Annotated in this window: 22 protein-coding genes and 1 pseudogene; 15 read left to right on the top strand and 8 right to left on the bottom strand. The window is 71.0% G+C overall.

Annotated elements, in window-relative coordinates:
* The first annotated feature begins 47 nt into the window (after positions 1–47).
* The 3 genes and pseudogenes from ACIQR3_RS04755 to ACIQR3_RS04745 all read left to right on the top strand — a co-directional run.
* Positions 48–317 carry a YrhB domain-containing protein gene (locus ACIQR3_RS04755; protein ID WP_403534139.1) on the top strand — a complete coding sequence of 90 codons (270 nt, stop codon included), beginning with the start codon at positions 48–50 and terminating at the stop codon, positions 315–317.
* A gap of 42 nt (positions 318–359) precedes the next feature.
* Entirely contained in the window at positions 360–935 is a 576-nt protein-coding gene (locus ACIQR3_RS04750; protein ID WP_403534137.1) for a hypothetical protein, read from the top strand.
* Positions 936–1,071: 136 nt separating this feature from the next.
* Positions 1,072–1,368, top strand: a pseudogene (locus ACIQR3_RS04745) (TniQ family protein); the annotation flags it as partial.
* A 173-nt stretch (positions 1,369–1,541) separates the two neighbouring features.
* On the opposite strand, the gene ACIQR3_RS04740 reads toward ACIQR3_RS04745, so the two are convergent.
* Positions 1,542–1,994 carry a hypothetical protein gene (locus ACIQR3_RS04740; protein WP_403534135.1) on the bottom strand — a complete coding sequence of 151 codons (453 nt, stop codon included), beginning with the start codon at positions 1,992–1,994 and terminating at the stop codon, positions 1,542–1,544.
* A gap of 297 nt (positions 1,995–2,291) precedes the next feature.
* On the opposite strand from ACIQR3_RS04740, the gene ACIQR3_RS04735 reads away from it, so the two are divergent.
* From ACIQR3_RS04735 to tpg, 3 genes are all read left to right on the top strand, one after another.
* Positions 2,292–3,281, top strand: coding sequence for a hypothetical protein (locus ACIQR3_RS04735; RefSeq protein WP_403534133.1), 990 nt, complete (start codon positions 2,292–2,294; stop codon positions 3,279–3,281).
* A gap of 76 nt (positions 3,282–3,357) precedes the next feature.
* Positions 3,358–3,894: a hypothetical protein gene (locus tag ACIQR3_RS04730; protein WP_403534130.1), complete on the top strand. Its 537-nt coding sequence runs from the start codon at positions 3,358–3,360 to the stop codon at positions 3,892–3,894.
* Positions 3,895–4,040: 146 nt separating this feature from the next.
* Positions 4,041–4,598 carry a telomere-protecting terminal protein Tpg gene (tpg, locus tag ACIQR3_RS04725; RefSeq protein ID WP_403534127.1) on the top strand — a complete coding sequence of 186 codons (558 nt, stop codon included), beginning with the start codon at positions 4,041–4,043 and terminating at the stop codon, positions 4,596–4,598.
* 32 nt (positions 4,599–4,630) lie between these two features.
* Here the strand turns inward: tpg and ACIQR3_RS04720 are convergent, their stop codons facing one another.
* Complete coding sequence (locus ACIQR3_RS04720) at positions 4,631–5,158, bottom strand: 2'-5' RNA ligase family protein (protein ID WP_403534124.1); 528 nt, start codon at positions 5,156–5,158, stop codon at positions 4,631–4,633.
* Between the two features lie 353 nt (positions 5,159–5,511).
* Here ACIQR3_RS04720 and ACIQR3_RS04715 point away from each other — a divergent pair, with 353 nt between their 5' ends.
* Complete coding sequence (locus tag ACIQR3_RS04715; RefSeq protein ID WP_403534122.1) at positions 5,512–6,087, top strand: AAA family ATPase; 576 nt, start codon at positions 5,512–5,514, stop codon at positions 6,085–6,087.
* Positions 6,088–6,126: 39 nt separating this feature from the next.
* Here the strand turns inward: ACIQR3_RS04715 and ACIQR3_RS04710 are convergent, their stop codons facing one another.
* Entirely contained in the window at positions 6,127–7,068 is a 942-nt protein-coding gene (locus ACIQR3_RS04710) for a LysR family transcriptional regulator (RefSeq protein ID WP_403534119.1), read from the bottom strand.
* 137 nt (positions 7,069–7,205) lie between these two features.
* Between ACIQR3_RS04710 and ACIQR3_RS04705 the strand changes: the two genes are divergently transcribed.
* The 8 genes from ACIQR3_RS04705 (at position 7,206) to ACIQR3_RS04670 (ending at position 15,394) form a co-directional block, all read left to right on the top strand.
* The gene (locus tag ACIQR3_RS04705; RefSeq protein ID WP_351532065.1) at positions 7,206–7,289 is read left to right on the top strand and encodes a putative leader peptide; all 84 of its coding nucleotides are present in this window, start codon (positions 7,206–7,208) and stop codon (positions 7,287–7,289) included.
* Positions 7,290–7,494: 205 nt separating this feature from the next.
* Positions 7,495–8,613: a dimethylsulfone monooxygenase SfnG gene (gene sfnG, locus ACIQR3_RS04700; protein ID WP_403534116.1), complete on the top strand. Its 1,119-nt coding sequence runs from the start codon at positions 7,495–7,497 to the stop codon at positions 8,611–8,613.
* 67 nt (positions 8,614–8,680) lie between these two features.
* Entirely contained in the window at positions 8,681–9,898 is a 1,218-nt protein-coding gene (locus ACIQR3_RS04695; RefSeq protein WP_403534113.1) for an acyl-CoA dehydrogenase family protein, read from the top strand.
* A 55-nt stretch (positions 9,899–9,953) separates the two neighbouring features.
* Complete coding sequence (ssuE, locus tag ACIQR3_RS04690; RefSeq protein ID WP_403534111.1) at positions 9,954–10,508, top strand: NADPH-dependent FMN reductase; 555 nt, start codon at positions 9,954–9,956, stop codon at positions 10,506–10,508.
* Between the two features lie 5 nt (positions 10,509–10,513).
* Positions 10,514–11,698 carry an SfnB family sulfur acquisition oxidoreductase gene (locus ACIQR3_RS04685; RefSeq protein WP_403534109.1) on the top strand — a complete coding sequence of 395 codons (1,185 nt, stop codon included), beginning with the start codon at positions 10,514–10,516 and terminating at the stop codon, positions 11,696–11,698.
* A gap of 39 nt (positions 11,699–11,737) precedes the next feature.
* Positions 11,738–12,880 carry an LLM class flavin-dependent oxidoreductase gene (locus ACIQR3_RS04680; protein WP_403534107.1) on the top strand — a complete coding sequence of 381 codons (1,143 nt, stop codon included), beginning with the start codon at positions 11,738–11,740 and terminating at the stop codon, positions 12,878–12,880.
* 148 nt (positions 12,881–13,028) lie between these two features.
* Complete coding sequence (locus ACIQR3_RS04675) at positions 13,029–13,793, top strand: DUF6250 domain-containing protein (RefSeq protein WP_403534105.1); 765 nt, start codon at positions 13,029–13,031, stop codon at positions 13,791–13,793.
* Between the two features lie 260 nt (positions 13,794–14,053).
* On the top strand, positions 14,054–15,394 hold the full coding sequence (locus tag ACIQR3_RS04670; RefSeq protein WP_403534102.1) for a PLP-dependent aminotransferase family protein: 1,341 nt from the start codon (positions 14,054–14,056) through the stop codon (positions 15,392–15,394).
* Here the strand turns inward: ACIQR3_RS04670 and dpgC are convergent.
* The 5 genes from dpgC to ACIQR3_RS04645 form a co-directional block, all read right to left on the bottom strand.
* Positions 15,333–16,706, bottom strand: coding sequence for a (3,5-dihydroxyphenyl)acetyl-CoA 1,2-dioxygenase DpgC (gene dpgC, locus ACIQR3_RS04665; RefSeq protein ID WP_403534100.1), 1,374 nt, complete (start codon positions 16,704–16,706; stop codon positions 15,333–15,335). The two genes, ACIQR3_RS04670 and dpgC, sit on opposite strands and share 62 nt — an antisense overlap.
* Positions 16,697–17,410, bottom strand: coding sequence for an enoyl-CoA-hydratase DpgB (dpgB, locus tag ACIQR3_RS04660; protein ID WP_403534097.1), 714 nt, complete (start codon positions 17,408–17,410; stop codon positions 16,697–16,699). The genes dpgC and dpgB overlap by 10 nt, the downstream gene beginning before the upstream one ends.
* A gap of 63 nt (positions 17,411–17,473) precedes the next feature.
* Positions 17,474–18,574, bottom strand: a complete 1,101-nt coding sequence (gene dpgA, locus ACIQR3_RS04655; RefSeq protein ID WP_403534094.1) for a 3,5-dihydroxyphenylacetyl-CoA synthase DpgA — start codon at positions 18,572–18,574, stop codon at positions 17,474–17,476.
* Between the two features lie 21 nt (positions 18,575–18,595).
* Complete coding sequence (locus ACIQR3_RS04650; protein ID WP_403534091.1) at positions 18,596–19,756, bottom strand: glycine amidinotransferase; 1,161 nt, start codon at positions 19,754–19,756, stop codon at positions 18,596–18,598.
* The gene (locus ACIQR3_RS04645) at positions 19,747–21,108 is read right to left on the bottom strand and encodes a peptide ligase PGM1-related protein (protein ID WP_403534089.1); all 1,362 of its coding nucleotides are present in this window, start codon (positions 21,106–21,108) and stop codon (positions 19,747–19,749) included. Before ACIQR3_RS04645 ends, ACIQR3_RS04650 begins: the two co-directional genes overlap by 10 nt.
* Positions 21,109–21,124 lie beyond the last annotated feature (16 nt).

The raw sequence follows: 21,124 nt of genomic DNA, 5'->3' as shown, positions 1-21,124 counted from the left end.
AGGCCGGTTAGGGTTCCTCCTTCGAGCCGACGGACTGGAGACGGACCATGGAGCAGGATGAGGCTCTGCAACTCGCGATGGCGTTTCTCGCGGACAGCCAGCGCGATGATGAGCCGCCTCTCGCTATCGACGCAGAGCGGGTTCGTGCGAGCAACGGGTTGCTGATCGTGCCCTACAACTCTGTGCAGTACCTCGCCTCGCGTGATGCGAGAGAGCAGCTGTTGGACTGCTGGCCCATTCTCGTCGACCTTGCACGCGGCGAGGTGTGGTTCGGGACCCTGGACGAGCGACATCTGTGGAGGAACCCGAGCGCCTGACACCTGTCCGAAGCCCCAGTTACGGGACAGCCCTTAGACTGCGTGCTCTCCTGCGATGTGAAGCTGCTGATCGTGGACGACCTGCACTTCCTCCGCTGGCGGGCGGCCGGTGGCGTTGAAGTGAGCAACCACTTCAAGTACGTCGCGAACGAGTTCCCGGTCACGTTGCTGTTCGTCGGGGTCGGCCTGGCCAAGCGCGGACTGTTCTCCGAGGGCGAGTCCTACGACAACGCGGTCCTGGCTCAAACGGGCCGGCGCACGACCCGCCTGGACATGGGGTCCTTCGAACTGGCCACCGACCAGGGCCGCAGCCAGTGGCGCCGGCTGCTGCTGGCCCTGGAAAAGCGCCTGGTCCTGCGCGGCATCTACCGGGGCATGCTAGCCGACGACCTGTCCGACTACCTGTTCATCCGCTCCAGTGGCCACATCGGCTCGCTGATGACCCTCATCAACCGCGGCTGCCAGCGGGCGATCCGCACCGGCGCCGAGCGTCTGGACGAGGAACTTCTGAGCCGCGTCAAGATCGACCAGGCGGCACATTTGGCCCAGGACGACGTACGCAATCTCCTGAAGGGGCAACGCTCCCGACGGACCCGCCAGAAGGCGGCTCGCCGGTGACGCACGCGCGGACCCTGCCGATCCGACTCGCCCCGCAGCCGGGCGAGGCACTCGACTCCTGGTGGGAGGCGATCGCCCACCGGCTGGGGACGACCACCGGTGACGTCCTGGCCTCGATGGGCGTGCTGCCCCGCGGATTCGCCCGGCCGGTGGACTCGGGCATCCTGAGACGCCTGGTTACCTTCTCGACGCGGACCAGGCGGCAGCCATCGCATGGTCAGCCGGCCCTACCCCGACGCAGGCACACGCCATGACTCTGGCCCGCTACGACGGCCGGGCTCACCTGGTCGATGCACAGCGCCGAAGGGTGGAGGCGAGGCATGTCTGGGGGCGGGCCCGCGGGTCGCGCTACTGCCCGGCCTGCCTGGCCGCGAGCGGCGGCAGATGGCGACTGAGTTGGAGGCTCGGCTGGTCCTTCGTCTGCCTCGATCACCGACTGCTGTTGGTGGATGCCTGCCCGCGCTGCAGCCGCATGCCGCGGCACTTCCCGGCGACCACCCGGCACCCGCTCGCTCCGGGCCGTTGCCACAGTCCTTCGGAGATCGGTGCTCCGCCGGCTCGCTGCGGGCAGCCGTTCGAGGAGGTGTCCACGCTCACGCTCGCCGCTCAGGGATCGGTGATCGTGGCCCAGAACCTCATCGAGAAGGCGATCTCCAGTGGGCAGGTAGGCTTCGGCGTTACCAGGACCACCCCCAGCCCAGTCTTGCGCTGTTCGGGGACCTTCGGGCGCTGGCCTGCATCCTGCTTCGCCGGGTCCCCGACACCGGCCGGCTGGCGGGCTTCGTCCCACCGGAGATCCTGGCACTGCACCAGCAGCCGTTGCCCGAGAAACGGCGGTCCTTCGACCCTGTCGAGGAGACCCGTCCGGGACGCCTCGCTCCGAGGCGGGCCGCGACCGCCGCACTCGCCACCAGCGCGGCCCTGCACGTTCTCCAGCAGAGCGACGTCCACGCGGCCGGAGCCGCCCTTCGTGACCTGATCAGCGACACTGACGGCAGCATTCCGCTCAAGGTCGGGCTCCGGTGGGCCCACACCAGTTCGGTCTTCGACGCGATCCATCTCGCCACGCTCGCACCGCGTCTGGGAGGCCCTGATCAGCTGCGTTACCGCACTGCGGACCGGTTGCCCCGCAGGCCCGGCCGCTCGGCGGCAACGCGGGTCGCTGAGCGGGCCCGCAGGACTCCGACGCAGCTCTGGCCCGCCTGGTCCGCCCGGCTCAGCCCCCTGGACGGGGCTCTCTCTCGCACGATCCGCCCGGCCCTGTCGTGCTACCTGCTGCTGGTCGGAGGCACGGGGGACTTCACCACGAGGGCCCGCCTCCTTCGTGCACCGGTGGAGGACCGGCTGGGATCTCACATGACCTTCCGGCTCACGAAGCGGGGCCACTTCCACGGCATCAGCCTCGGCCTGCTCGCGTTGGCGAACTACCTTGACCAGGAAGGATCACCGATCGACTACACCCGTCGCCGCACGGTCGACTACCGCGACCTGCTGCCGCTGGACACCTGGACGCAGCTCTGCCGGGACATCGACTTCGAAGCCGGCGGAGTACGGCGCCACCAGTTCGCCCGAGCGCTGCTGTTCGAACGGCTCAGCGGACTCCCCGCAACCCTCGCCCCGGCCGCCTACGCGCCCAGCACCACGGAACTGCGGACCATGCTACGGACCTTCGAAACAGATCTCACCCCGGCGCTGATGAGCCAACTCGAGGAACACGCAGCCGAGTTCCTCATCCGGCAGGGAATCCGCGACGAACCTGTCTCCTGGCAGCCCCCGACAGACATCGTCCGCGATCTCAAGGTGCCCGGCTGCGACCTGCGGGACATCGACCCCGACATGCTTCACCGGCTCATCAGGGACGAACGCCTGACAACAGCACAGGCCGCCCGCCGCCTCGGCGTCAGCCATGATGCCGTCCGCTTCGTCCTGCAGGAGCAGCCAGCCCCTCCCGCAGAGGCGAAGAGCGCGAAGTGGGAGAGAGGAGCCACTGTTCGACGGGCTCGTGCAGCGCTCCCCAGGGACAAATTCGCACGCTTCTACCTCGACGAATACCGCACGCTGAAGTGGATCGCGGAGCACGCTGGCGTGAACGAGGAAGCCATCAAGGTCCTCGTCCGCGAATACGGCATGAAGCGCGACGGCAAAGCGACCCGCTGGCGCCAGATCGATCTCGACTGGCTCCGCGACCAACGCGTCGCTGGACGCACCTGCCGCGAACTCGCAGAGGAGACCGGCTTCTCACTCGGAATGATCAGCTACCTGAGCCGGCGGCACGACCTGCCCGGTCGCCGCCCAGGGAGGAACCCATCGACTCTCGGAAAGGCGGCCAACAACACCCCGTTATAGCGGGGGTGCATGGTCTATCCTGAACAGGCCACCTCGGATCTCCCAACCATCCGAGGCGGCCTCACAGGGAAGCGCGATGATTCAGATCACCCTCGGCAAGAAGAAGAACGTCGACCCGAACAGCGATCCCCTCCAGCGCTCGCAGATCGGCTGGAGCGACGGGCTTTCCGGCAAACAGCTCCACGACATCGCCCGCGGTGTCTGGGTCACGCCTGGATCACGCGTCGAACGAGAGCGGTTCGCGGTCGTCAACGGCGGCGGGATCATCCGCCAGGCCATGGAGATCGAGCGGATCATCGACGTCCCTGGCGGGCGACGGGCCTTCGAAGGCCGCATCCTCGGCCCCGGGCACCCCGTCCACGACCACTACGTCGGCAAGCCGGCTCCTAACGGCGCTCAGCAGAACCCCATCACCTACTTCGACTCCCCCCTGGGCAACCGCGAGTGCAACTGCGGATGCGGCAAATCCATCAGCCGAGGCGACTTCCTCCCCGGTCACGACCAGCGGGCCATCCACGAGAGAATCGCTCGCATCGGAACCGTGAAGGACTTCATCGCCTGGTTCGACCAGACCTGGAATCCCGACGAAGCCCAGCAGGGCGAAGCCGCGTGAGGAAATGCCACCGAACTGAGACGGAAACCGCGGGACATCTGATGAGACGCCAGCACAAGCAGCAGGTCATCGCGGTCCGGAGTGACACTGGCGGTGCGAACCTACACAAAACCGACCCGGCAGCCGGAGAAGGGGAGTAACGAGCCATGGCCGACCCCATCGGCGACGGCCTGGACCGCGCCCTGGAAGGCACGTTCACCCGTCCCCTCCCCAAAAGCGCCCCGGCACAGATGAGATACCTGGTCCGACAGCTCAAGGGCACCCGGGCCACCGCGCGACTCCTCGGCGTCTCCCAGCGCACCGTCGAACGCTACGTCAAGGGACAGCTCAAGCACCCCCGCCCCGACCTGCGCGACCGCATGGAACGCGAGGTCAGACGCCGTTGGCAGCCGCAGATCCGGGCGCGGGCCAAGAAGAAGGCGGTCACCACCGACGGCCTGGTCGTCTCCACCCGGGCCCGCTTCGGCTTCACCGCCGCACCCGGCACCACCGACGACGCCCGCGTCCGCGACATCACCCAGGCCCTCACCCCCCAGTGGGCCGACCGCCTCTTCCAGGCCCGGGACACCGGCGCCACCGAACAACAACTCCAGCGCATCGCCGCCGACGGCCTCGCCGAGATGTACTTCCGCGCCGCCAACACCCGCGCCCCCGGCCTCGGCGTGGAATTCACCGACGTGGAACACGTCGACATCGAGCTGTAGACCTGGACGGGCGAGATCGGCGCCGGCGGCTGTCAGGGACCGCCGCCGGTGGGAAGGGGCCGCAGCACCTCGACGGTGCCCGTCTCGGTGTCGTAGCTGCGCAGGGTGGTCAGCCGGGCCGGCAACGGCGGCGCCGGCAGCAGTCCGGGGACCCACCGGCCGGCGAAGGCACCGGCCCGCCGGGAACGGCCGAGGGTGATGTGCGGACTCCAGCGCGCGGGGTCGTGGAACGGGTTGAGGGACGCGGGCGGACTGTCCGAGACCACCGCGTCCCACACCCGCTCGTGCAGACCGGCCAGGGCGGGATCGAGGTCGAGTGCCCAGGCCAGCACCGAGGTCGGCCGCTCGAAGCGGACCACGCCGGTGAACCGCACCGGCAGGGGCAGGGCGGCGGCCACCCCGGCCAGCTCCCACCGGATCGGAGCGGTCAGCTCCGGACAGGCGGCCAGGGTGAGGTGCGGCCTGTTGGCCGGCGAGCGGTGCCGCGCCTGACTGGGCAGGCCCGCGTCCGCGAGCCGCCGCCAGGCGTCCCGGACCACCTGGTCTGCCGCATCGTCCAACAAGAGCTCGACCGTACGCACCGACGCAGCCTATCGCCGCGCCGCTCCCGGGCGGTCTCGACCGGACGCCGTGACGAAGAGAGGCAGTACCGCGTGCCGGACGGGTGAACCTGCCGGTCCCCGGGACCCCCTCCACCCTGCGCGCCCAAAGCGGCGGGTAGCGTACGAGACGACATCTCATCTGGACAAGATCAGTTGAACGCCTCCCGGACGCCCGACATCCTGAACGCCGGGCCCAGCCAGCCGCCCGGACCCCCGCGCCAGGCCCCTCGCACCCGTGCCGGTGCACCACACCACCGGGAGGGGCTGATCCATGGCAGCAGCGAGCACGAGCAAGGACCTCCCTTCCGCCCATGACCGACATCACCAGCCCCGCCTCCGCCCCCGTCGGCGGCACCCCCGGCGTCATCGTCATCTCGGGCATCTCCGCCTCCGGCAAGTCCACCGTCGCCCAGGCCCTCGCCGAGCGCCTGCCCCGCTCGGCGCACGTGCGCGGCGACACCTTCCGCCGCATGATCGTGAACGGCCAGGCGCCCATGACCGCCGACGCCCCGCCGGAGGCCGTCGCCCAGGTGCGGCTGCGCTACCGTCTGGCAGCCACCGCCGCGGACGCCTACGTCGAGGCCGGCTTCACGGCCGTCGTCCAGGACCTCTTCCTCGGCGAGTACCTGGCCGACATGCCCCGCCTGATCCGCAGCCGCCCGCTCGCCGTGGTCATGCTGGCCCCCGACCCCGAGGTCGTGGCCCGGCGCGAGGCACAGCGCGCCAAGACCGGCTACGGACCCGACTGGCAGCCCGCCACCATGGACAAGGTCCTGCGGGACAGCACACCCCGCATCGGGCTGTGGCTCGACACCTCCGGGCAGACCGTCGAGGAGACCGTCGACGAGATCTTCGCACGCGCCTGGACCGAGGGCGCCGTCTCCTGACCGCGCCCCGCGCGGGTTCCTCGCCGCCGGGGGAGGGGGTCAGCCCGCCCCCGGCGGCCGTCGCTCCGACGGGCTCAGTGTCCCGCCCAGTTCCCCGGCCCGGCGCACGAACTCCTCCCGCAGTCCGCGCGCCGCCCGGGGCACGGACACGGACCGGCGCCGTTGCAGCATCAGCAGTACCCGCGTCCCGGCGTCCGCCAGCGGCCGGTAGGTGATCGCGCCCAGCCGCTCCAGCGGGTCCCCGACGACGCTGAAATCCGGCAGGACCGTGGCCCCGAGTCCCTCCGCCACCATCAGCTTGCCCATCTCCGCACCGTCCGTGGAGTACGAGAAGGACGGGGTCCGGCCGTCCAGCAGCCGGTGCACGTACCGGTGCATGAGGTAACCGGAGCGCATCGCGATCAAGGGCTGGTCCAGCAGGTCGTCCACGCTCACCGCGGCCCGGGAGGCGAGCGGGCTGTCGGGCCGTACGCACACCACCGGCCGGCCGCGCAGGAGCGGTGTCGACTCCAGCGCGGCCGGTGTGTCGTCGCCCTCCAGGTGGTTCACCAGGCCGAGGTCGAAGCCGCCCTCGGTCAGGGCCCGGTGGATCTCCGTCTGCTGTGCGGCGACCACCTCCACCTGGGTGCGGGGGTGCGCGGCACGGAAGGCGCGTACCACCGGAACGAGCAGCGGCACGGTCGCCGCGTTCACCGTGCCCACCCGCACCATGCGGCTGACCCGGTGCTGCTCGCCCGCCGCGGACCGCAGCCGGTCCACGGCCTCCAGTACGCCGACGATGTGCGGCAGCAGTTCCCGGCCCTCCGCGCTCATCGTCGCCCCGGAGCGTTTGCGTTCCAGCAGGGCGACACCGAGTTCGCGTTCCAGGTTCCGGACGGTTTCGCTCAACGCGGGCTGGGAGAGGCGCAGTTCCTCCGCGGCCCGGCGCAACGAGCCGAGCCGGGTGACCGCGGCGATGTATTCCAGCTGTTCCGTTCGCACGACAGCAGAATTCTCCGCGCGGGCGCACCCGTTCAAGGGTTTCCCTGTCACACCTTCGTGAAATCCAGTGGTCCGGGCCGCGGAACCGGTCGGGTTTCCCTTGACGGCCCCGACCGGTGACTGCCACGATCGACCGTATGAAGATGCGACTGGACCTCACGCGGCGACGCCATGTCGACCTCGCGCGCGTCTCCAGCGCCTCCTGTTGCTCAGCGGCCTGAATTACCGCGATCCGCCGCTTCCTTTCCACGCCACGCCTGTCGTCACACAGGCCGCTGCCGCATTCCCGCCGTGCGGTCTGATCCGCGCGAAGGCGCGTCATGTGGCGTCTTGAGGCGTCATACAGCGTCGTGCGGCGTCATGTGGCCTCGTACGGCGTCATGAGGCGGCCCGAAAGAATTGCCCACTCAGCAACAGGAGTTCCGCATGCCCGAGCCCGTGAAATTCGCCTATTGGGTTCCCAATGTCAGTGGGGGACTGGTCACCAGCAAGATCGAACAGCGCACGGACTGGGGGTACGCATACAACCGCGAACTCGCCGTCCTCGCCGAGAACAACGGCTTCGAGTACGCGCTCAGTCAGGTCCGCTACATGGCCAGCTACGGTGCCGAGTTCCAGCACGAGTCGACCAGCTTCAGTCTCGCCCTGCTGCTCGCCACCGAGCGCCTGAAGGTGATCGCCGCCGTCCACCCCGGCCTGTGGCACCCGGGCGTCCTCGCCAAACTGGGCGCCACCGCCGACCACCTGTCCGGCGGCCGGTTCGCCGTCAACGTCGTCAGCGGCTGGTTCAAGGACGAGTTCACCGCCCTCGGCGAGCCCTGGCTGGAGCACGACGAGCGCTACCGCCGCTCCGAGGAGTTCATCCGCGCCCTGCGCCAGATGTGGACCGAGGACCGCACCCGGCTCGCCGGCGACTTCTACCGGTTGCGTGACTTCTCGCTCAAGCCCAAGCCGCTCAGCACACCCGGGCGCCCCCACCCCGAGATCTTCCAGGGCGGCAACTCCACCGCCGCCCGTGAGATGGCCGGCCGCGTCTCCGACTGGTACTTCTCCAACGGCAAGGACTTCGACGGCGTGACCGAGCAGATCGCGGACGTCCGCGCCGCGGCGGACCGGGCGGGCCGCACGGCGCCCCGGTTCGGCCTCAACGGCTTCCTCATCGCCCGCGACACCGAGGCCGAGGCCCGCGACACCCTCCGGGAGATCGTCGCCAAGGCCGATTCCGAGGCCGTCGAGGGCTTCGGCGCTGCCGTACGGCAGGCGGGCCGGTCCACCGCCGACGGCAAGGGCATGTGGCAGGACTCCGCCTTCGAGGACCTCGTCCAGTACAACGACGGCTTCCGCACCGGCCTGATCGGCACCCCCGAACAGATCGCGGAACGCGTCGTCGCCTACCGCCGCCTCGGCGTCGACCTCCTGCTCCTCGGCTTCCTGCACTACCACGAGGAGGTCGCCTACTTCGGCGAGCGCGTGCTGCCCCTGGTCCGCGAACTGGAGGCACAGCTCCCCGAGGACGAGCCCCGCCCCGCCCCCGCGCACGCCTGACACCCGCCTGCCCTCCCCGGACGCAACCCCCACACCGCTCCGCACTGCCGCGAAAGAGGTCACCCGCATGAGCACCACCACGGCCACCACCTGGGAAAACCGCCCCGCCCCGACGACCGCCCAGGACTGGATCGACCGCGCCGCCGAGGTCGCGGCGGTCCTCGCCACCGACGCCGCCGCCCGCGACCGCGCCGGAGCCACCCCGTACGCCGAGGTACGGCTCCTCAAGGACGCGGGCCTGGTCACCCTGCTCGGCCCCGTCGAGCACGGCGGCGCCGGCCAGGACTGGCCCACCGCCTACCGGGTCGTCCGCGAGGTCGCCAAGGCCGACGGCTCCATCGGCCAGCTCCTCGGCTACCACTACCTGTGGAACTGGGCCGCCCGCCTGGTCGGCACCCGCGAGCAGTGGGAGCACGTCGAGGCCGAGGCGGCGCGCAACCGCTGGTTCTTCGGCGGCGCCGTCAACCCGCGCGACCACGACGTCGTCGTCACCGAGGACGGCGACGACCTCGTCTTCACCGGCCGCAAGACCTTCTCCACCGGCAGCAAGGTCTCCGACGTCACCGTCCTCGAAGGCGTCCTGGCCGGCACCGACCAGCACGTCTTCGCGATCGTGCCCTCCGACAGCGAGGGCCTGACCTTCCACGACGACTGGGACAACATCGGCCAGCGGCTCACCGAGAGCGGCAGCGTCACCATCGACGGGGTACGCACCCCGTGGTCCTCGGCGGCCGGCTACGTCGACAAGCGGTTCCAGGCGCGCACCTACAACACCCTCAACGTCCCCACCATCCAGTTGGTCTTCGTCAACTTCTACCTCGGCATCGCCGGCGGCGCGCTGGAGACGGCGGCCACCTACACCCGCGGCAAGACCCGGCCCTGGCTGCACGGCGGCCACGAACGGGCGGTCGACGAGCCGTACGTCATCGACACCTACGGCGACCTCACCGCGAAGCTCTGGGCGGCCGAGGCGCTCGCCGACGCCGTCGCCGCCGAGGGCCAGAAGCTGCACGACGACCCCGACGCCGTCACCGAGCAGGCCCGCGGCGACTTCGAGGTGCGGGTCGCCGCGGTCAAGGCCCGCGCCACCGACGTCGCCCTGGAGGTCACCAGCCGCATCTTCGAGGTGACCGGCGCCCGCGCCACCACCACCGCCGAGGGACTGGACCGCTTCTGGCGCAACGTACGCACCCACACCCTGCACGACCCGGTCGCCTACAAGCGCCGCGAGGTCGGCCGCTGGGTGCTCGAAGGCGAACTGCCCGAACCCACCTGGTACTCCTGACCCGCCCCGGGGCGCCCGCCGCACGCGGGCGCCCCGCCTCCCCGAAAGAGGACCCATGGCCACCGTCCTGTCCGTCTCCGGCAGTCCCTCCGCCTCCTCCCGCACCGACCGCCTCCTGCGCCACCTCGACGAACGGCTCCGCGCACAGGGCCACGAGGTGATCCCGCTGGACATCCGCACCGTGCCCGCCGAGGCCCTGCTCGGTGCCGACTTCCGGCACCCCGCCATCGCCGAGGCCACCGAACTGTTCGCCGGTGCCGACGGTGTCGTCGTCGCCACCCCCGTCTACAAGGCGTCGTACTCCGGCGTCCTCAAGGCCCTGCTGGACCTGCTCCCGCAGTACGCCCTCGCCGGGAAGACCGTGCTGCCGCTGGCCACCGGCGGATCGACGGCCCACGTCCTGGCCATCGACTACGCCCTCCGCCCGGTCCTCAGCTCGATGGGCGCGGCCCACATCGTGCAGGGCTGGTTCACCCTCGACACGGACCTCACCGTCCGCGACGACGGCTCCCTCGCCGTCGCCGCCGGTGCCGCCGAGGCCCTGACCCGGGTGGTCGACCAGTTCGCGACGGCGCTGGACCGCGGCCCCGTCCTGGCCGCGGCGGGCTGAGCACCGTGGCCGCGCACGTGATCGCCGGCGACGCCGAGGCCCTCGCCGTCGCCGCGGCCCTGGCCGAGGAGTTCCGCGCCGGTGCCTCCGCCCGGGACACCGGACGCCGGCTGCCGCACGCGGAGGTGGCGAAGCTGTCCGCGTCGGGACTGCTCGCCGTCACCGTGCCCGCCGAGCACGGCGGCGCCGACGTCGGCACGCTCACCCTCGCCGAGATCTTCCGGCTGCTGGCCTCGGCCGACGCCAGCCTCGCCCAGATCCCGCAGAGCCACTTCGTCTACGTCAACGTGATCCGCCGCCAGGGCACCCCGGACCAGCGGAAGTTCTTCTTCGCCGAGGTCCTCGCCGGACGCCGCTTCGGCAACGCCCAGTCCGAGGCGGGCACCCGGCACGTCCAGGACATCCGCACCCGCCTCGCCCCCCGCCCCGACGGCTCCTACACCCTCACCGGCGTCAAGCACTACGCCACCGGCGCGCTGTTCGCCGACTGGATCCCGGTCCTCGCCCGCGCCGACGACGACGAACTGCACGTGGCGTACGTCCCGCGGGACGCCCCCGGCCTCACCGTGATCGACGACTGGGACGGCATGGGCCAGCGCACCACGGCCAGCGGCACCGTCCGGCTCGACGCCGTGCCCGTACCGGCCGACCGGGTCCTGCCCCACCACCTGACCTTCCGCGGACCCCAGCTCCACGGGGCCGTCGCCCAGTTGCTGCACGCCGCCATCGACACCGGGATCGCCGGCGGCGCCCTGGCCGAAGCCGCCGCGTTCGTCCGCACCAGAAGCCGCCCCTGGTTCGAGAGCGGCGCCGAGACGGCGGCCGAGGACCCCCTGCTCATCCAGCGGTTCGGTGAACTGGCGGTGCGGGTGAGGGCGTCCGAGGCGCTGCTGCGCGAAGCCGCCCGCACGGTGGACACGGCCCGCGCCGGTCTCACCGACGACTCCGCGGCCGAGGCGTCGATCGCCGTGGCCACCGCGAAGGCCCACGCGGCCCACACCGCGGTGGAGGTGGCCGACGCCCTGTTCGACGTGGCCGGCACCCGCTCCGCCCTGGACTCCCTCAACCTCCACCGCCACTGGCGCGACGCCCGCACCCACACCCTGCACGACCCGGCTCGCTGGAAGATCCAGCACATCGGCAGATACGTGCTCAGCGGCACCCGACCGCCACGCCACGGCCTGCTCTAGCGAACGGCTGAACCGCGAGCCCCCGAGATCGGAGACCCCGTGTCCCTCACTTTCCACTGGTTCCTCCCCACCAACGGCGACAGCCGCCATGTCGTCGGCGGCGGCCACGGCACCCCGGCCACCGCGTCGGGGCGGGACCGGCCGCCGACGGTGGCCTACCTGAGCCAGATCGCCCGCGCGGCCGAGGACCTGGGCTTCGTCGGAGCGCTCACCCCCACCGGTGCCTGGTGCGAGGACGCGTGGCTGACCACGGCGATGGTCGCCCAGCACAGTGAGCGCCTGAAGTTCCTGGTCGCCTTCCGCCCCGGCTTCGTCGCACCGACGCTCGCCGCCCAGATGGCCGCCACCTTCCAGCGGCAGACCGGCGGACGGCTCCTGCTCAACGTCGTCACCGGCGGCGAGAGCCATGAGCAGCGCGCCTACGGCGACTTCCTCGACAAGGACGCCCGGTACCGCCGTACCGGCGAATTCCTGCACATCGTCAGGGCGTTGTGGCAGGGCGGGACGGTCGACCTGGCCGGGGAGCACCTGAGGGTGGAGGACGCCAGGCTGGCGCGGGTGCCCGACCCGGTGCCGCAGGTGTACTTCGGCGGTTCCTCTCCGGTGGCGGGCGAGGTCGCCGCCCGGCACGCCGACGTGTACCTCACCTGGGGCGAGCCGCCCGCCCAGGTCGCCGGGAAGATCGCCTGGATCCGGGAGCTGGCCGCGAAGGAGGGCCGTACCGTCCGGTTCGGCATCCGCCTGCACGTCATCACCCGCGACACCTCCGCCCAGGCGTGGGCCGAGGCCGACCGTCTGCTGGCGGGTTTCGACCCGGAGACGGTGCGGTCCGTGCAGGCCGGGCTGGCCCGCAGCGAGTCCGAGGGGCAGCGGCGCATGCTCGCCCTGCACGGCGGCAGCCGGGACGGCCTGGAGATCCACCCCAACCTCTGGGCCGGCATCGGACTGGTCCGCGGCGGCGCGGGCACCGCACTGGTCGGCGGCCACGACGAGGTCGCCGAACGGATCCGGGAGTACCACGCCCTCGGCATCGACGAGTTCGTGCTCTCCGGCTATCCGCACCTGGAGGAGGCGTACTGGTTCGGGGAGGGGGTGCTGCCGCGGCTCGCCGCACAGGGCCTGTGGCGCCACCCGCACCACCCCCGGCCGGAGCAGACGGCGCAGGTGCCGTTCGCGAGCTGAGGACGAGGGCGCGCTCCTCGCCGTCCGGATCCAGAGACGGACCCGGCACGGCGGCGTCCCGGCCGCGTCACCGCCACCGACTACTGACCGAACACCGAGCGCCGTTGCCCAAGCCGTTGCCCGCCACCCCTTCGAGGAGCCCTCCCCCATGAGCAGCACGTCTTCCGTTCCCACCACCTCCTCCGCGCCCACCACGCGCAGGGCCTTCACCGCGCTGGCGGCCGGTGCCGCCCTGGCCGCCGTCGTCCCCGCCGGTGCCGCACAGGCGTCCTCGGTCCGCCACCGCGGCGGCAGCCGTCTCGTCGCCCATGACGACTTCCGGCACGGCCTGCGCAAGTGGGCCGTCGAACTGCAGGACGGCGGCACCGTCACCGCCTCCCGCGGCGTCCTGGAGATCGACGTCCCGAGCGGCGCGACGGTGTGGTTCAGGCAGCGCCTCCAAGGGCCGTACGTCCTGCGGTACACCGCCACCCCGGTCGCGGCGGGCGGCGCCAACGACCGCGTCTCCGACCTGAACAACTTCTGGAACGCCACCGACACCCGCTCCCCGCACCACCTCTTCGCCACGCGCCGGGGCGGCGCCCTGGAGGAGTACGACCGGCTGAGGACGTACTACGCCGGCTACGGCGCCAACACCAACACCACCACCCGGCTGCGCAGGTACGTCGGCGAGGCAGGAGTCCGCCCGCTGGTCTACGACTACACCGCGCCGCTGCTCGTGCCGAACCAGCCGCACCACGTCCGGATCGACTCCGACGGATCGACGGTCCGGTGGTGGAACAACGGCCGTCTCGTCTTCGACTTCCAGGACCCCGAGCCCTACACGGCCGGCCACTTCGCCTTCAGGACCACCTGGAGCCACTTCCGGATCAGCGACTTCGAAGTGCGGCGGCCGCCGTCCCGGACGGACTGACCGGCTGGTCCCGCGTCCGGAGGCACCGGCGGGACATCCCGTCGCAGCCGGTTGTCGCGGAGTACGTCACGTCGGTGACGTCGCCGCTGGACCACCGGCCGGCCGTCATCCGCGGCAACGCCGGCGAGCTGATCGCGCCGGCGGCGGCGACAGCACCGGCGGGGGAGTGCGCTTCGGGAAGGCGGAGCCCGCTGCCCGCCGCGCTTGTCCGAGGCTGTGCGAGGGTAGGGAGTGACCCATGAGCCGGACAAGGGGGGATCGTGTTCGAGCTGCGACAGGGGGAGCTGCACAGCGCGTTCGGTGATCCGGTGCTCGGTTCGATCAGTTTCCTCAACGAGATCATGAGCCGGTACCCCGACGCGATCTCGTTCGCGCCCGGCGCCCCGCATCTCGCCTTCCTCGATGACCTCGACGTGTCCCGTCACGTCGGCACATGGATCGCCCACCAGGTCGCTGAGCGCTCCCTGAGCCGGGACCAGGCCCGGCGCCTGCTGTACGAGTACGGACCCAGCCGGGGGCTGATCAACGAACTCGTGGCAGACGCGCTCCGCCGCGACCACGGCATCGACGCCGGGCCGGAGGCCGTGGTCGTCACGGTGGGCGCGCAGGAGGCGATGCTGCTCACGGTGCATGCGCTGTGCGCCAGGCCGGGGGACCGGCTGGCCGTCGTCGACCCGTGCTTCGTCGGCATGCGCGGCGCCGCCCGGTTGCTGAACGTCGACGTGGTCTCCGTGGACGAGACCGAGGACGGCGTCGACATCGACGCGCTGCGGGAACAGTGCCGCGCCGCGCGGTCCCAGGGCGAGCGGATACGGGCTGTCTACCTCTCCCCGGACTACTCCAATCCGTCGGGAAGCCTGACCAGTCTCGCCGCCCGTCGGCGCCTGCTGGCCCTGGCCGAACAGGAGGACCTGCTGCTGCTGGAGGACGGGGCCTACGGCTTCACCGCACCGCCGGGGGAGGAGATTCCGCCGCTGAAGGCACTGGACACCGAGGGCCGGGTGGTACATCTGGGCACCTTCGCCAAGGTGTGTCTGCCGGGCGCCCGGGTCGGCTACGTGATCGCGGACCAGGTGATCCGCACCGGCGACGGCGGTCGGCGGCTGCTCGCGGACGAACTGGCGGTGAGCAAGAGCATGGTGACCGTCAACACCTCGCCGATCTGCCAGGCCGTGGTGGGCGGCATGCTTCTGGAACACGGCGGATCGCTGAAGGCCCTCGCGCAGCGCAAGTCCGAGCTGTACCGCCGCAACCTCGCGCTGTTGCTGGACGCGCTGGACCGGCATCTCTCGCCCGACGCCGGGCTGCCGCCGGGAGTGAGCTGGTCGCGTCCGGCCGGGGGTTTCTTCGTGCGGATGCGGCTTCCGGTGCCGGCCGACGCCGCCCTGCTGGAGATCTCCGCGTCGGAGCACGGCATCCTGTGGACGCCGATGTCGCAGTTCTACGCGAGCGGCAGGGGCGACAACGAGTTGCGGCTGTCGTGCAGTTACCTGGAGCCGGACCGGATCGAGGAAGGGGTGGCCCGGCTCGCCGGGTTCCTCAGGAAGGAGGCCGCCTCCGGGCGGCCGAGCGGGACCAGGCCCGGTCCACCTTGCCGATGACGTCCTCGCCGTACAGCCTGCACGCCTGGGTGAAGGCGAACTCGGCCATATAGACGCGGAACTGGTCCGCCGGCTCCTCAGCGAGGGCGAGCATCGCACGGTTGGCGACCACGGCGGGGTTGTCCAGTTCTCGCACGGCGGCCTCGACGGCGTCGTCCATGGCGTCCACGGCCACCACGTCGTCGCAGACGAGGCCCGACTCCGGGTCGGTCGCCCGGATCCTCCTGCCGGAGAGGATGACCCGGCGGGCCAGCCGGGAACCGGTCATCCGGCCGAGCCGCAGGTTGCCCGCACCGGGCACGATGCCCTCCTGAGCGGCCGGGAGGCTGAAGTAGGCGTCGTCGGCGGCGATGACCCGGTCGAAGACCAGCAGCAGTTGCATCCCGCCGCCGATGGCGAACGAGTCGACCGCCGCCACCCACGGCTTCTGCACGGACGGCGCCTCGAAGGTGGCTTCGGCGGGCGGAAGCAGCAGACCACGGAGAATCTTGCTCAGGTAGGTCAGTTCCCTGCGCACCAGGAACTCGATGAACGAGATCCGGCCGTCGCGCAGGTCCGACAGATTGATCCCGGCGCTGAAGACACGCCGGCCGGCGTAACGGGGGTGGGTCATCACATCGCCCCGGAGGACGCCTACGTGGGTCCGGTCGTCCAGGAGGACCAGGTCGACGGCCGTCTCCATCGCGTCGATCAGCGCGTTGTCCTCGGCGTTGAGACAGTGCGGGTTGCGCACGGTGAGGTGTCCGGCCGCGGCGCGGCGTTCCAGCAGGACCGGTCCCAGATCGACCCGTCCGTCACGGCGGTAGCGGTCGACGAGGGCGAGCGCGCGGGGCGAGGCCATCAGCATGGTGTCCGTCAGATGCGCCCCGGCCGTCGGGGAGCGGAGGATGCCGCGGAGGAAGATCCCCTGGTCGATCTCCCTGCCTTCCTTGTGGGCCTGGACTCGGGCGCCCTCCTCGTTCATCTGCCTCCGGTCGGGCACCAGGCCGGGGAAGCGCTCGGCGGCGGCGAACACCAGCTCCGTCAGCCGGAGCCGACGTGCGCAGCCGTCCGTCAAGGCGTCGTAGACCGCGTCCGCGTGACGGCGCATGAACTGCTCGCGGGTCTGCCGGCAGGAGCCGAACACGGTCGCCGCCAGGTCCCGCTGCCCGGCGTCACGGTCCACCGGGGCCGGCAGGCGCGCCAGGATCCGTTCACCGCGCTCCGCCTCCTCCGCCAGCACCGAGGCGTCCTTGTCGAGGATGCCGGCCAGCGGGGGCGCTGCGGGCGGTGGGACGGCTCCGGCGGCCGTTCCGTCGGGTGTCATGACCATGTGGCGGACTCCTCGTCGCGGGCCAGTCGGCGCAACTCGCGGTCACAGGCCGCCAGATGCGAGCCGATGGCCTCTTCGTAGGGGGTGGCGGAGGCCTCCAGGATCAGGCTGCGCCGTATCGCGACCTCGGCCCCGCTGAGACGGCCGAGCATCACGACGGCCGCGCGCAGCGCCTCCTCCAGGTCGTGCCCGATCTCGTTCACCAGGCCGAGGGACACGGCCTGATCCGCGGTGATCTCATGTCCCCACAGCACCAGCCGGCGGGCCTGGGCGGCTCCCAGCTGGCCGACCAGCCGGTGGACCGCCATGCCTGGCCAGAAGTGTTCGTCGTTGACCGGCAGCAGCAACCGGAAGTCGGGCGAGGCGATTCGGAAGTCGGTGGTGAGCAGCAGATCCAGTGCGGGACCGCCGCACACTCCCTCCGGCACCGCGACCGTCACCGCCGCCAGCCGTTCGACCCTGCGGACCGCGCGCTCCCACCGGTTCACCTCCCCGATGCGCACCCGGCCCGGCCAGGACCGGTCGGGCGGGGCCGACCGCAGGCGCAGGACGACCACGTTGCGACCGCCGTCTGCCTCCGCCCGGGCGCACACCGAGGTCACCGCCGCCGTCAACTCATCGAGAGGGCGGGTTCCGTCGACCGTCAGAATCAGCCCGAGCCCGTCGATGAACTCGGCGACGTCCCGGGTGACATGCTCGTTCACACTTCCCCAATCCCGCGCCCCCGTGCTCGCCGCGGCCACGGGGCCGCGGCGGCGGTGCGCGTCTCACCAGCGCAGCAGTGCGGTCTCGATCGTCGAGCCGGGGCCCATGGTCATCATCACGCCGTGGTCACCGGGCCGAACGGTTCCCTCCTCCCACAGCTGCCGGAAGGAGAACAGGAAAGCGCCGCTGGAGAGGTTCCCGTAGTCCCTCAGCACCGACAGGGTGTGGCGCAGGTCGTGGCGGGTGAGGCCGAGGTTCACGCGGACCGCGTCGATGACCTTCTTGCCGCCCGAATGGACCAGCCAGTGCACGATGTCCGAGCGGTGCAGGCCGACGTCGCCGAGCAGACGGCTGACCGTCTCCTCCACGTGCGCCCCGACCACGTACGGGATCTCCGGGTCGAGGAAGAAAGAGAACCGTCCGTGGTCCTCGTCCCAGTCGTAGCGCATCGCCTCGATGGCCTCGGGGATGATGCGGCTCGCGTAGCCGAGCACCGCGGGGCCTTCGCCGGAGTACGGCGGCTGCGAGCAGGCGCTCGCTCCGTGCCCCGGCGCCTGCGCGACCACCGCGGCGGCTGCCGCGCCGTCCCCGAAGAGGCTGTTGACGACGGAGGTGCGCATGGTGCCGTCGAAGACGTACGCGGCCGAACAGACCTCGATGCTCACCACGAGGGCGAGCCGTCCGGGGTGTGCGCTCGCCCAGCCGGTCACCGCGGCGAGCGCGTTGAGGCCGGCGTTGCAGCCCATGCCGACCACATCCAGCCGGCCGCACGAGGGCCGCAGCCCCATGTCCCTGATCAGCAGCGCGCTGAACCCGGGCGTGAGGAGCCCGGTCGACGAGACGCAGCACAGGAACGCCACCTCGTCCGGATCCGCGTCGAGCCGTTTCAGACACGCCTCGATCGCCTCGCGGCCGATGACGAGCCCGCTGGAGGAGTGCTTGCGGAGCAGATCACCCTGCGTCTCCGTCCGCGGTGTGCCGTCCGGGCCGCGGGGCGGCAGGGTGAGGTGGCGGCGCTCGATCGCGCTGTTCAGGAAGACGGACCGGATCCTGGGATCGGTGATCCCGAAGACCGAGAGCAGCTCCTCCTGTGTGTACGAGGCCGACGGCACGGCGGTCCCCACCGATACGATCCGTGGGAGGGAGCCGCTGGTCCGGGTCATGGTCCGCTCCTCTCCTCGATGTCAGCCGAGACCGAGGTAGTCTTCGGGACCGCCGTCGCGGACCGTGTCGAGCGTGAAGCAGTGGAAGCCGCCTCCGAAAAGCCGTCGATGGCGGTGACGTACCGGGACGACGGTGAACCGGTTCTGCTCCAGGGTCCGCACGAGTTCCGGGCAGGCACTGTTGACCAGCACCGTCGAGGGATCGACCGACAGGACGTTGAGGTCGATGAACGGGCTGGTGAGCACCAGATCGTCGTCCTCGTACTGCGGGAAGTTGTTCTTCCCGGGGGGCGGCGCCACGATCAGGTCCCAGCTCCGCAGCGCCTCCGGGAGGAAATCCAGCACTTCCTTGTTGCGCACCAGCAGCGTGCCGGGTCGCAATGCCAGCACCATGCTGTCGATGTGGCTGTCGCTGAGCCGGTGCACTCGGTGGATGCGGAATCGGCCCTCCAGATGCCGCTCCAGCCAGTCACAGGCCATGGCATGGTTGGCCGTGGAGATGTTCACGATGACGTCCTGGCCCAGCCGCAGGCACTGTGCCGCGTCGAACATCATCTCGAAGCCCACGTCGTACACGGAGGCCTGCGGGTCCTCGATCGGTTCCGTGGGGCCGCCCACGTTGCTGGTCCGGGCGTACGACAGGTCGAAGGAGGCGTCCGTCATCAGCGGCCGGGGCATGACGGTCCACCGGGCGCCCTGCCGGAAGTACTCGGCGAAGACCGGGGTGAGGAACTGGGTCTCGAAGTAGCGGGAGCGGATCATGGGCGGCGTCTCGATGATCTCGTCCCCGAGGACCAGGGTGTTGTCCCGGATGTTCAACGGGGGGACGACGGCCGCCGACCAGGCCGGGGTGCGTACCTCCGTGGTGGACGCGTCGACGTCCATCGGCCGGTGCACCTTCACCGACAGGGACTCCAGGGTGGCGACGATGCCTTCGACGTCCTCGATGAGTTCATCCACGTACCGCTGCTTGATGGGGGAGCGGTCCGCCGCGGCGCCCCGGTCGGCCCCGTCGGGGGAGCCGCCGGCGCTGAGGCGCGGGTAGTACCACTCGGATCGGGTGATGTTGTCGTGGAAGAACAGGTCGAACGACAACTCCCGTTCGTGCGACGTGTAGTTCACGGCCGATCCGACGACAATCTCCTTGAGCGGGGACCATTCGTCGAAGCTGTTCAACCGCATGCTGCGTTCTCCTTGCCGGTGGAGTCGGTGCGTGAGGCGGTGCCACCGGGACCGAACAGCTCCTTGAGCCGGTGCTCGTAGGCGGCCGCGCGCGTCAGGTCCTCGGCGATCACGCACTGCATAATCGAGTGGTCTCTCAGATCGAGGGCACTGCTGAAGATGACCCCGGTACGGGTCGACGGGTCGTAGGCGAGGCCGGCGTCGGTGAGCGCCGAGACGGCGGAGGCGAAGGAACGGGCGGACCAGCCGTCAGGCCAGATGCGCTCGACGACGACCCGGTCGTCCGCGTGGTCCAGGCCGGCCAGCCGGGCGCCGATGACGGCGTAGGTGTGGGTCGACATGGTGACACGGCCGTTGTACTCGGTGAAGAACAGCTCGCTGTCACGGGTCAGGACGGCGTCCGCGCTGAGGCGTCCGCGATACCCCATGGCGTGCAGCGGGACGCACAGCCTCCGTCCGTGCTCGGCGAGTCCGGCGGCGGCGTCCGGTTTGAGTCCCTGTGCGGGCACCACTTGCGCCTTGGCCAGCGGCGCCATGATCATCTCGCCGGTGCCGCCGGACTCGACGCCGTCGTCAGTGATCAGGTACTCGGCGAACAGAGAGGTGCTGTCCGGGTAATAGCGTTCGACGACGACCGGGTCGCGACTGTTCCGGCTCAGTTCCGCCCACCGCTCGTCGAGATAGCCCCGCACCTTGGACGTATCCGTGAGCGTCAGGGTCCGGCGGGCGCCGACGGGCTGGATGCCGGGAACGCGGCTGAGGATCTCATTGCCCTTGCCGCCGAGCGAGTAGTCCTGCTTGACGACGACCGGCGTGTTCGAGTCGAGCAGTTCCGTGATCGCGGACTCGGCGCGTTCCCGGGTGGCGCAGACCGCGCCCTCGGGGATCGGCACGCCGACGCCCGCCGCCACCGCCCGGAACACCGCCTTGCTGTTGACCAGGGCACCACCGCTCTGGGCGGCGAAGCCGAGGCCCGGGACCGCGTGCTCGGCACCGAGCGCGCGGGCCAGCGCGGCCACCGAGGTGTCCGGCCACAGAGCGAGGACGTCCGTGACGGGACGGCCCGCCAGCGCCCGGCGCAGTGCGGTGAGGAAGGCCGGGGCCGACAGCCGGTCGGCGGTCAGCAGGTCCTCCCCGGCACGCCCGGCCGCTGGGACGACCACCTCGATGGCCGAGCGCCGGGTGCCGGTGAGCGAGGTGACGTAGGCGAGGAATTCCTCCTCGGGGCGGACGGGGAGGACGAGGACATCGCCGTCCTGGGCGAACCACGCCAGCCGCTGCACCGACCAGGAGGCGGCGATCCGGGTGAAGAGGTCTTCGTTGAAGTCGTTGCCGATGAGTAGCCGTGTCAAAGGCGTTCCCTCCGTG

The organism is Streptomyces sp. NPDC090994, from assembly GCF_044768905.1.
Taxonomy (GTDB): Bacteria; Actinomycetota; Actinomycetes; order Streptomycetales; family Streptomycetaceae; genus Streptomyces.
The sequence above is the reverse complement of the archived record's forward strand: the minus strand, read 5'-3'. Positions and strand labels throughout refer to the sequence as shown.

Excerpts from the sequence above, each read along its gene's own strand:
- ACIQR3_RS04755 (WP_403534139.1), top strand. The coding sequence starts at position 48 with ATGGAGCAGGATGAGGCTCTGCAACTCGCGATGGCGTTTCTCGCGGAC.
- ACIQR3_RS04740 (WP_403534135.1), bottom strand. The coding sequence starts at position 1,994 with ATGGATCGCGTCGAAGACCGAACTGGTGTGGGCCCACCGGAGCCCGAC.
- ACIQR3_RS04735 (WP_403534133.1), top strand. The coding sequence starts at position 2,292 with ATGACCTTCCGGCTCACGAAGCGGGGCCACTTCCACGGCATCAGCCTC.
- ACIQR3_RS04730 (WP_403534130.1), top strand. The coding sequence starts at position 3,358 with ATGATTCAGATCACCCTCGGCAAGAAGAAGAACGTCGACCCGAACAGC.
- tpg (WP_403534127.1), top strand. The coding sequence starts at position 4,041 with ATGGCCGACCCCATCGGCGACGGCCTGGACCGCGCCCTGGAAGGCACG.
- ACIQR3_RS04715 (WP_403534122.1), top strand. The coding sequence starts at position 5,512 with ATGACCGACATCACCAGCCCCGCCTCCGCCCCCGTCGGCGGCACCCCC.
- ACIQR3_RS04705 (WP_351532065.1), top strand. The coding sequence starts at position 7,206 with ATGAAGATGCGACTGGACCTCACGCGGCGACGCCATGTCGACCTCGCG.
- sfnG (WP_403534116.1), top strand. The coding sequence starts at position 7,495 with ATGCCCGAGCCCGTGAAATTCGCCTATTGGGTTCCCAATGTCAGTGGG.
- ACIQR3_RS04695 (WP_403534113.1), top strand. The coding sequence starts at position 8,681 with ATGAGCACCACCACGGCCACCACCTGGGAAAACCGCCCCGCCCCGACG.
- ssuE (WP_403534111.1), top strand. The coding sequence starts at position 9,954 with ATGGCCACCGTCCTGTCCGTCTCCGGCAGTCCCTCCGCCTCCTCCCGC.
- ACIQR3_RS04675 (WP_403534105.1), top strand. The coding sequence starts at position 13,029 with ATGAGCAGCACGTCTTCCGTTCCCACCACCTCCTCCGCGCCCACCACG.
- dpgC (WP_403534100.1), bottom strand. The coding sequence starts at position 16,706 with ATGGTCATGACACCCGACGGAACGGCCGCCGGAGCCGTCCCACCGCCC.
- dpgA (WP_403534094.1), bottom strand. The coding sequence starts at position 18,574 with ATGACCCGGACCAGCGGCTCCCTCCCACGGATCGTATCGGTGGGGACC.
- ACIQR3_RS04650 (WP_403534091.1), bottom strand. The coding sequence starts at position 19,756 with ATGCGGTTGAACAGCTTCGACGAATGGTCCCCGCTCAAGGAGATTGTC.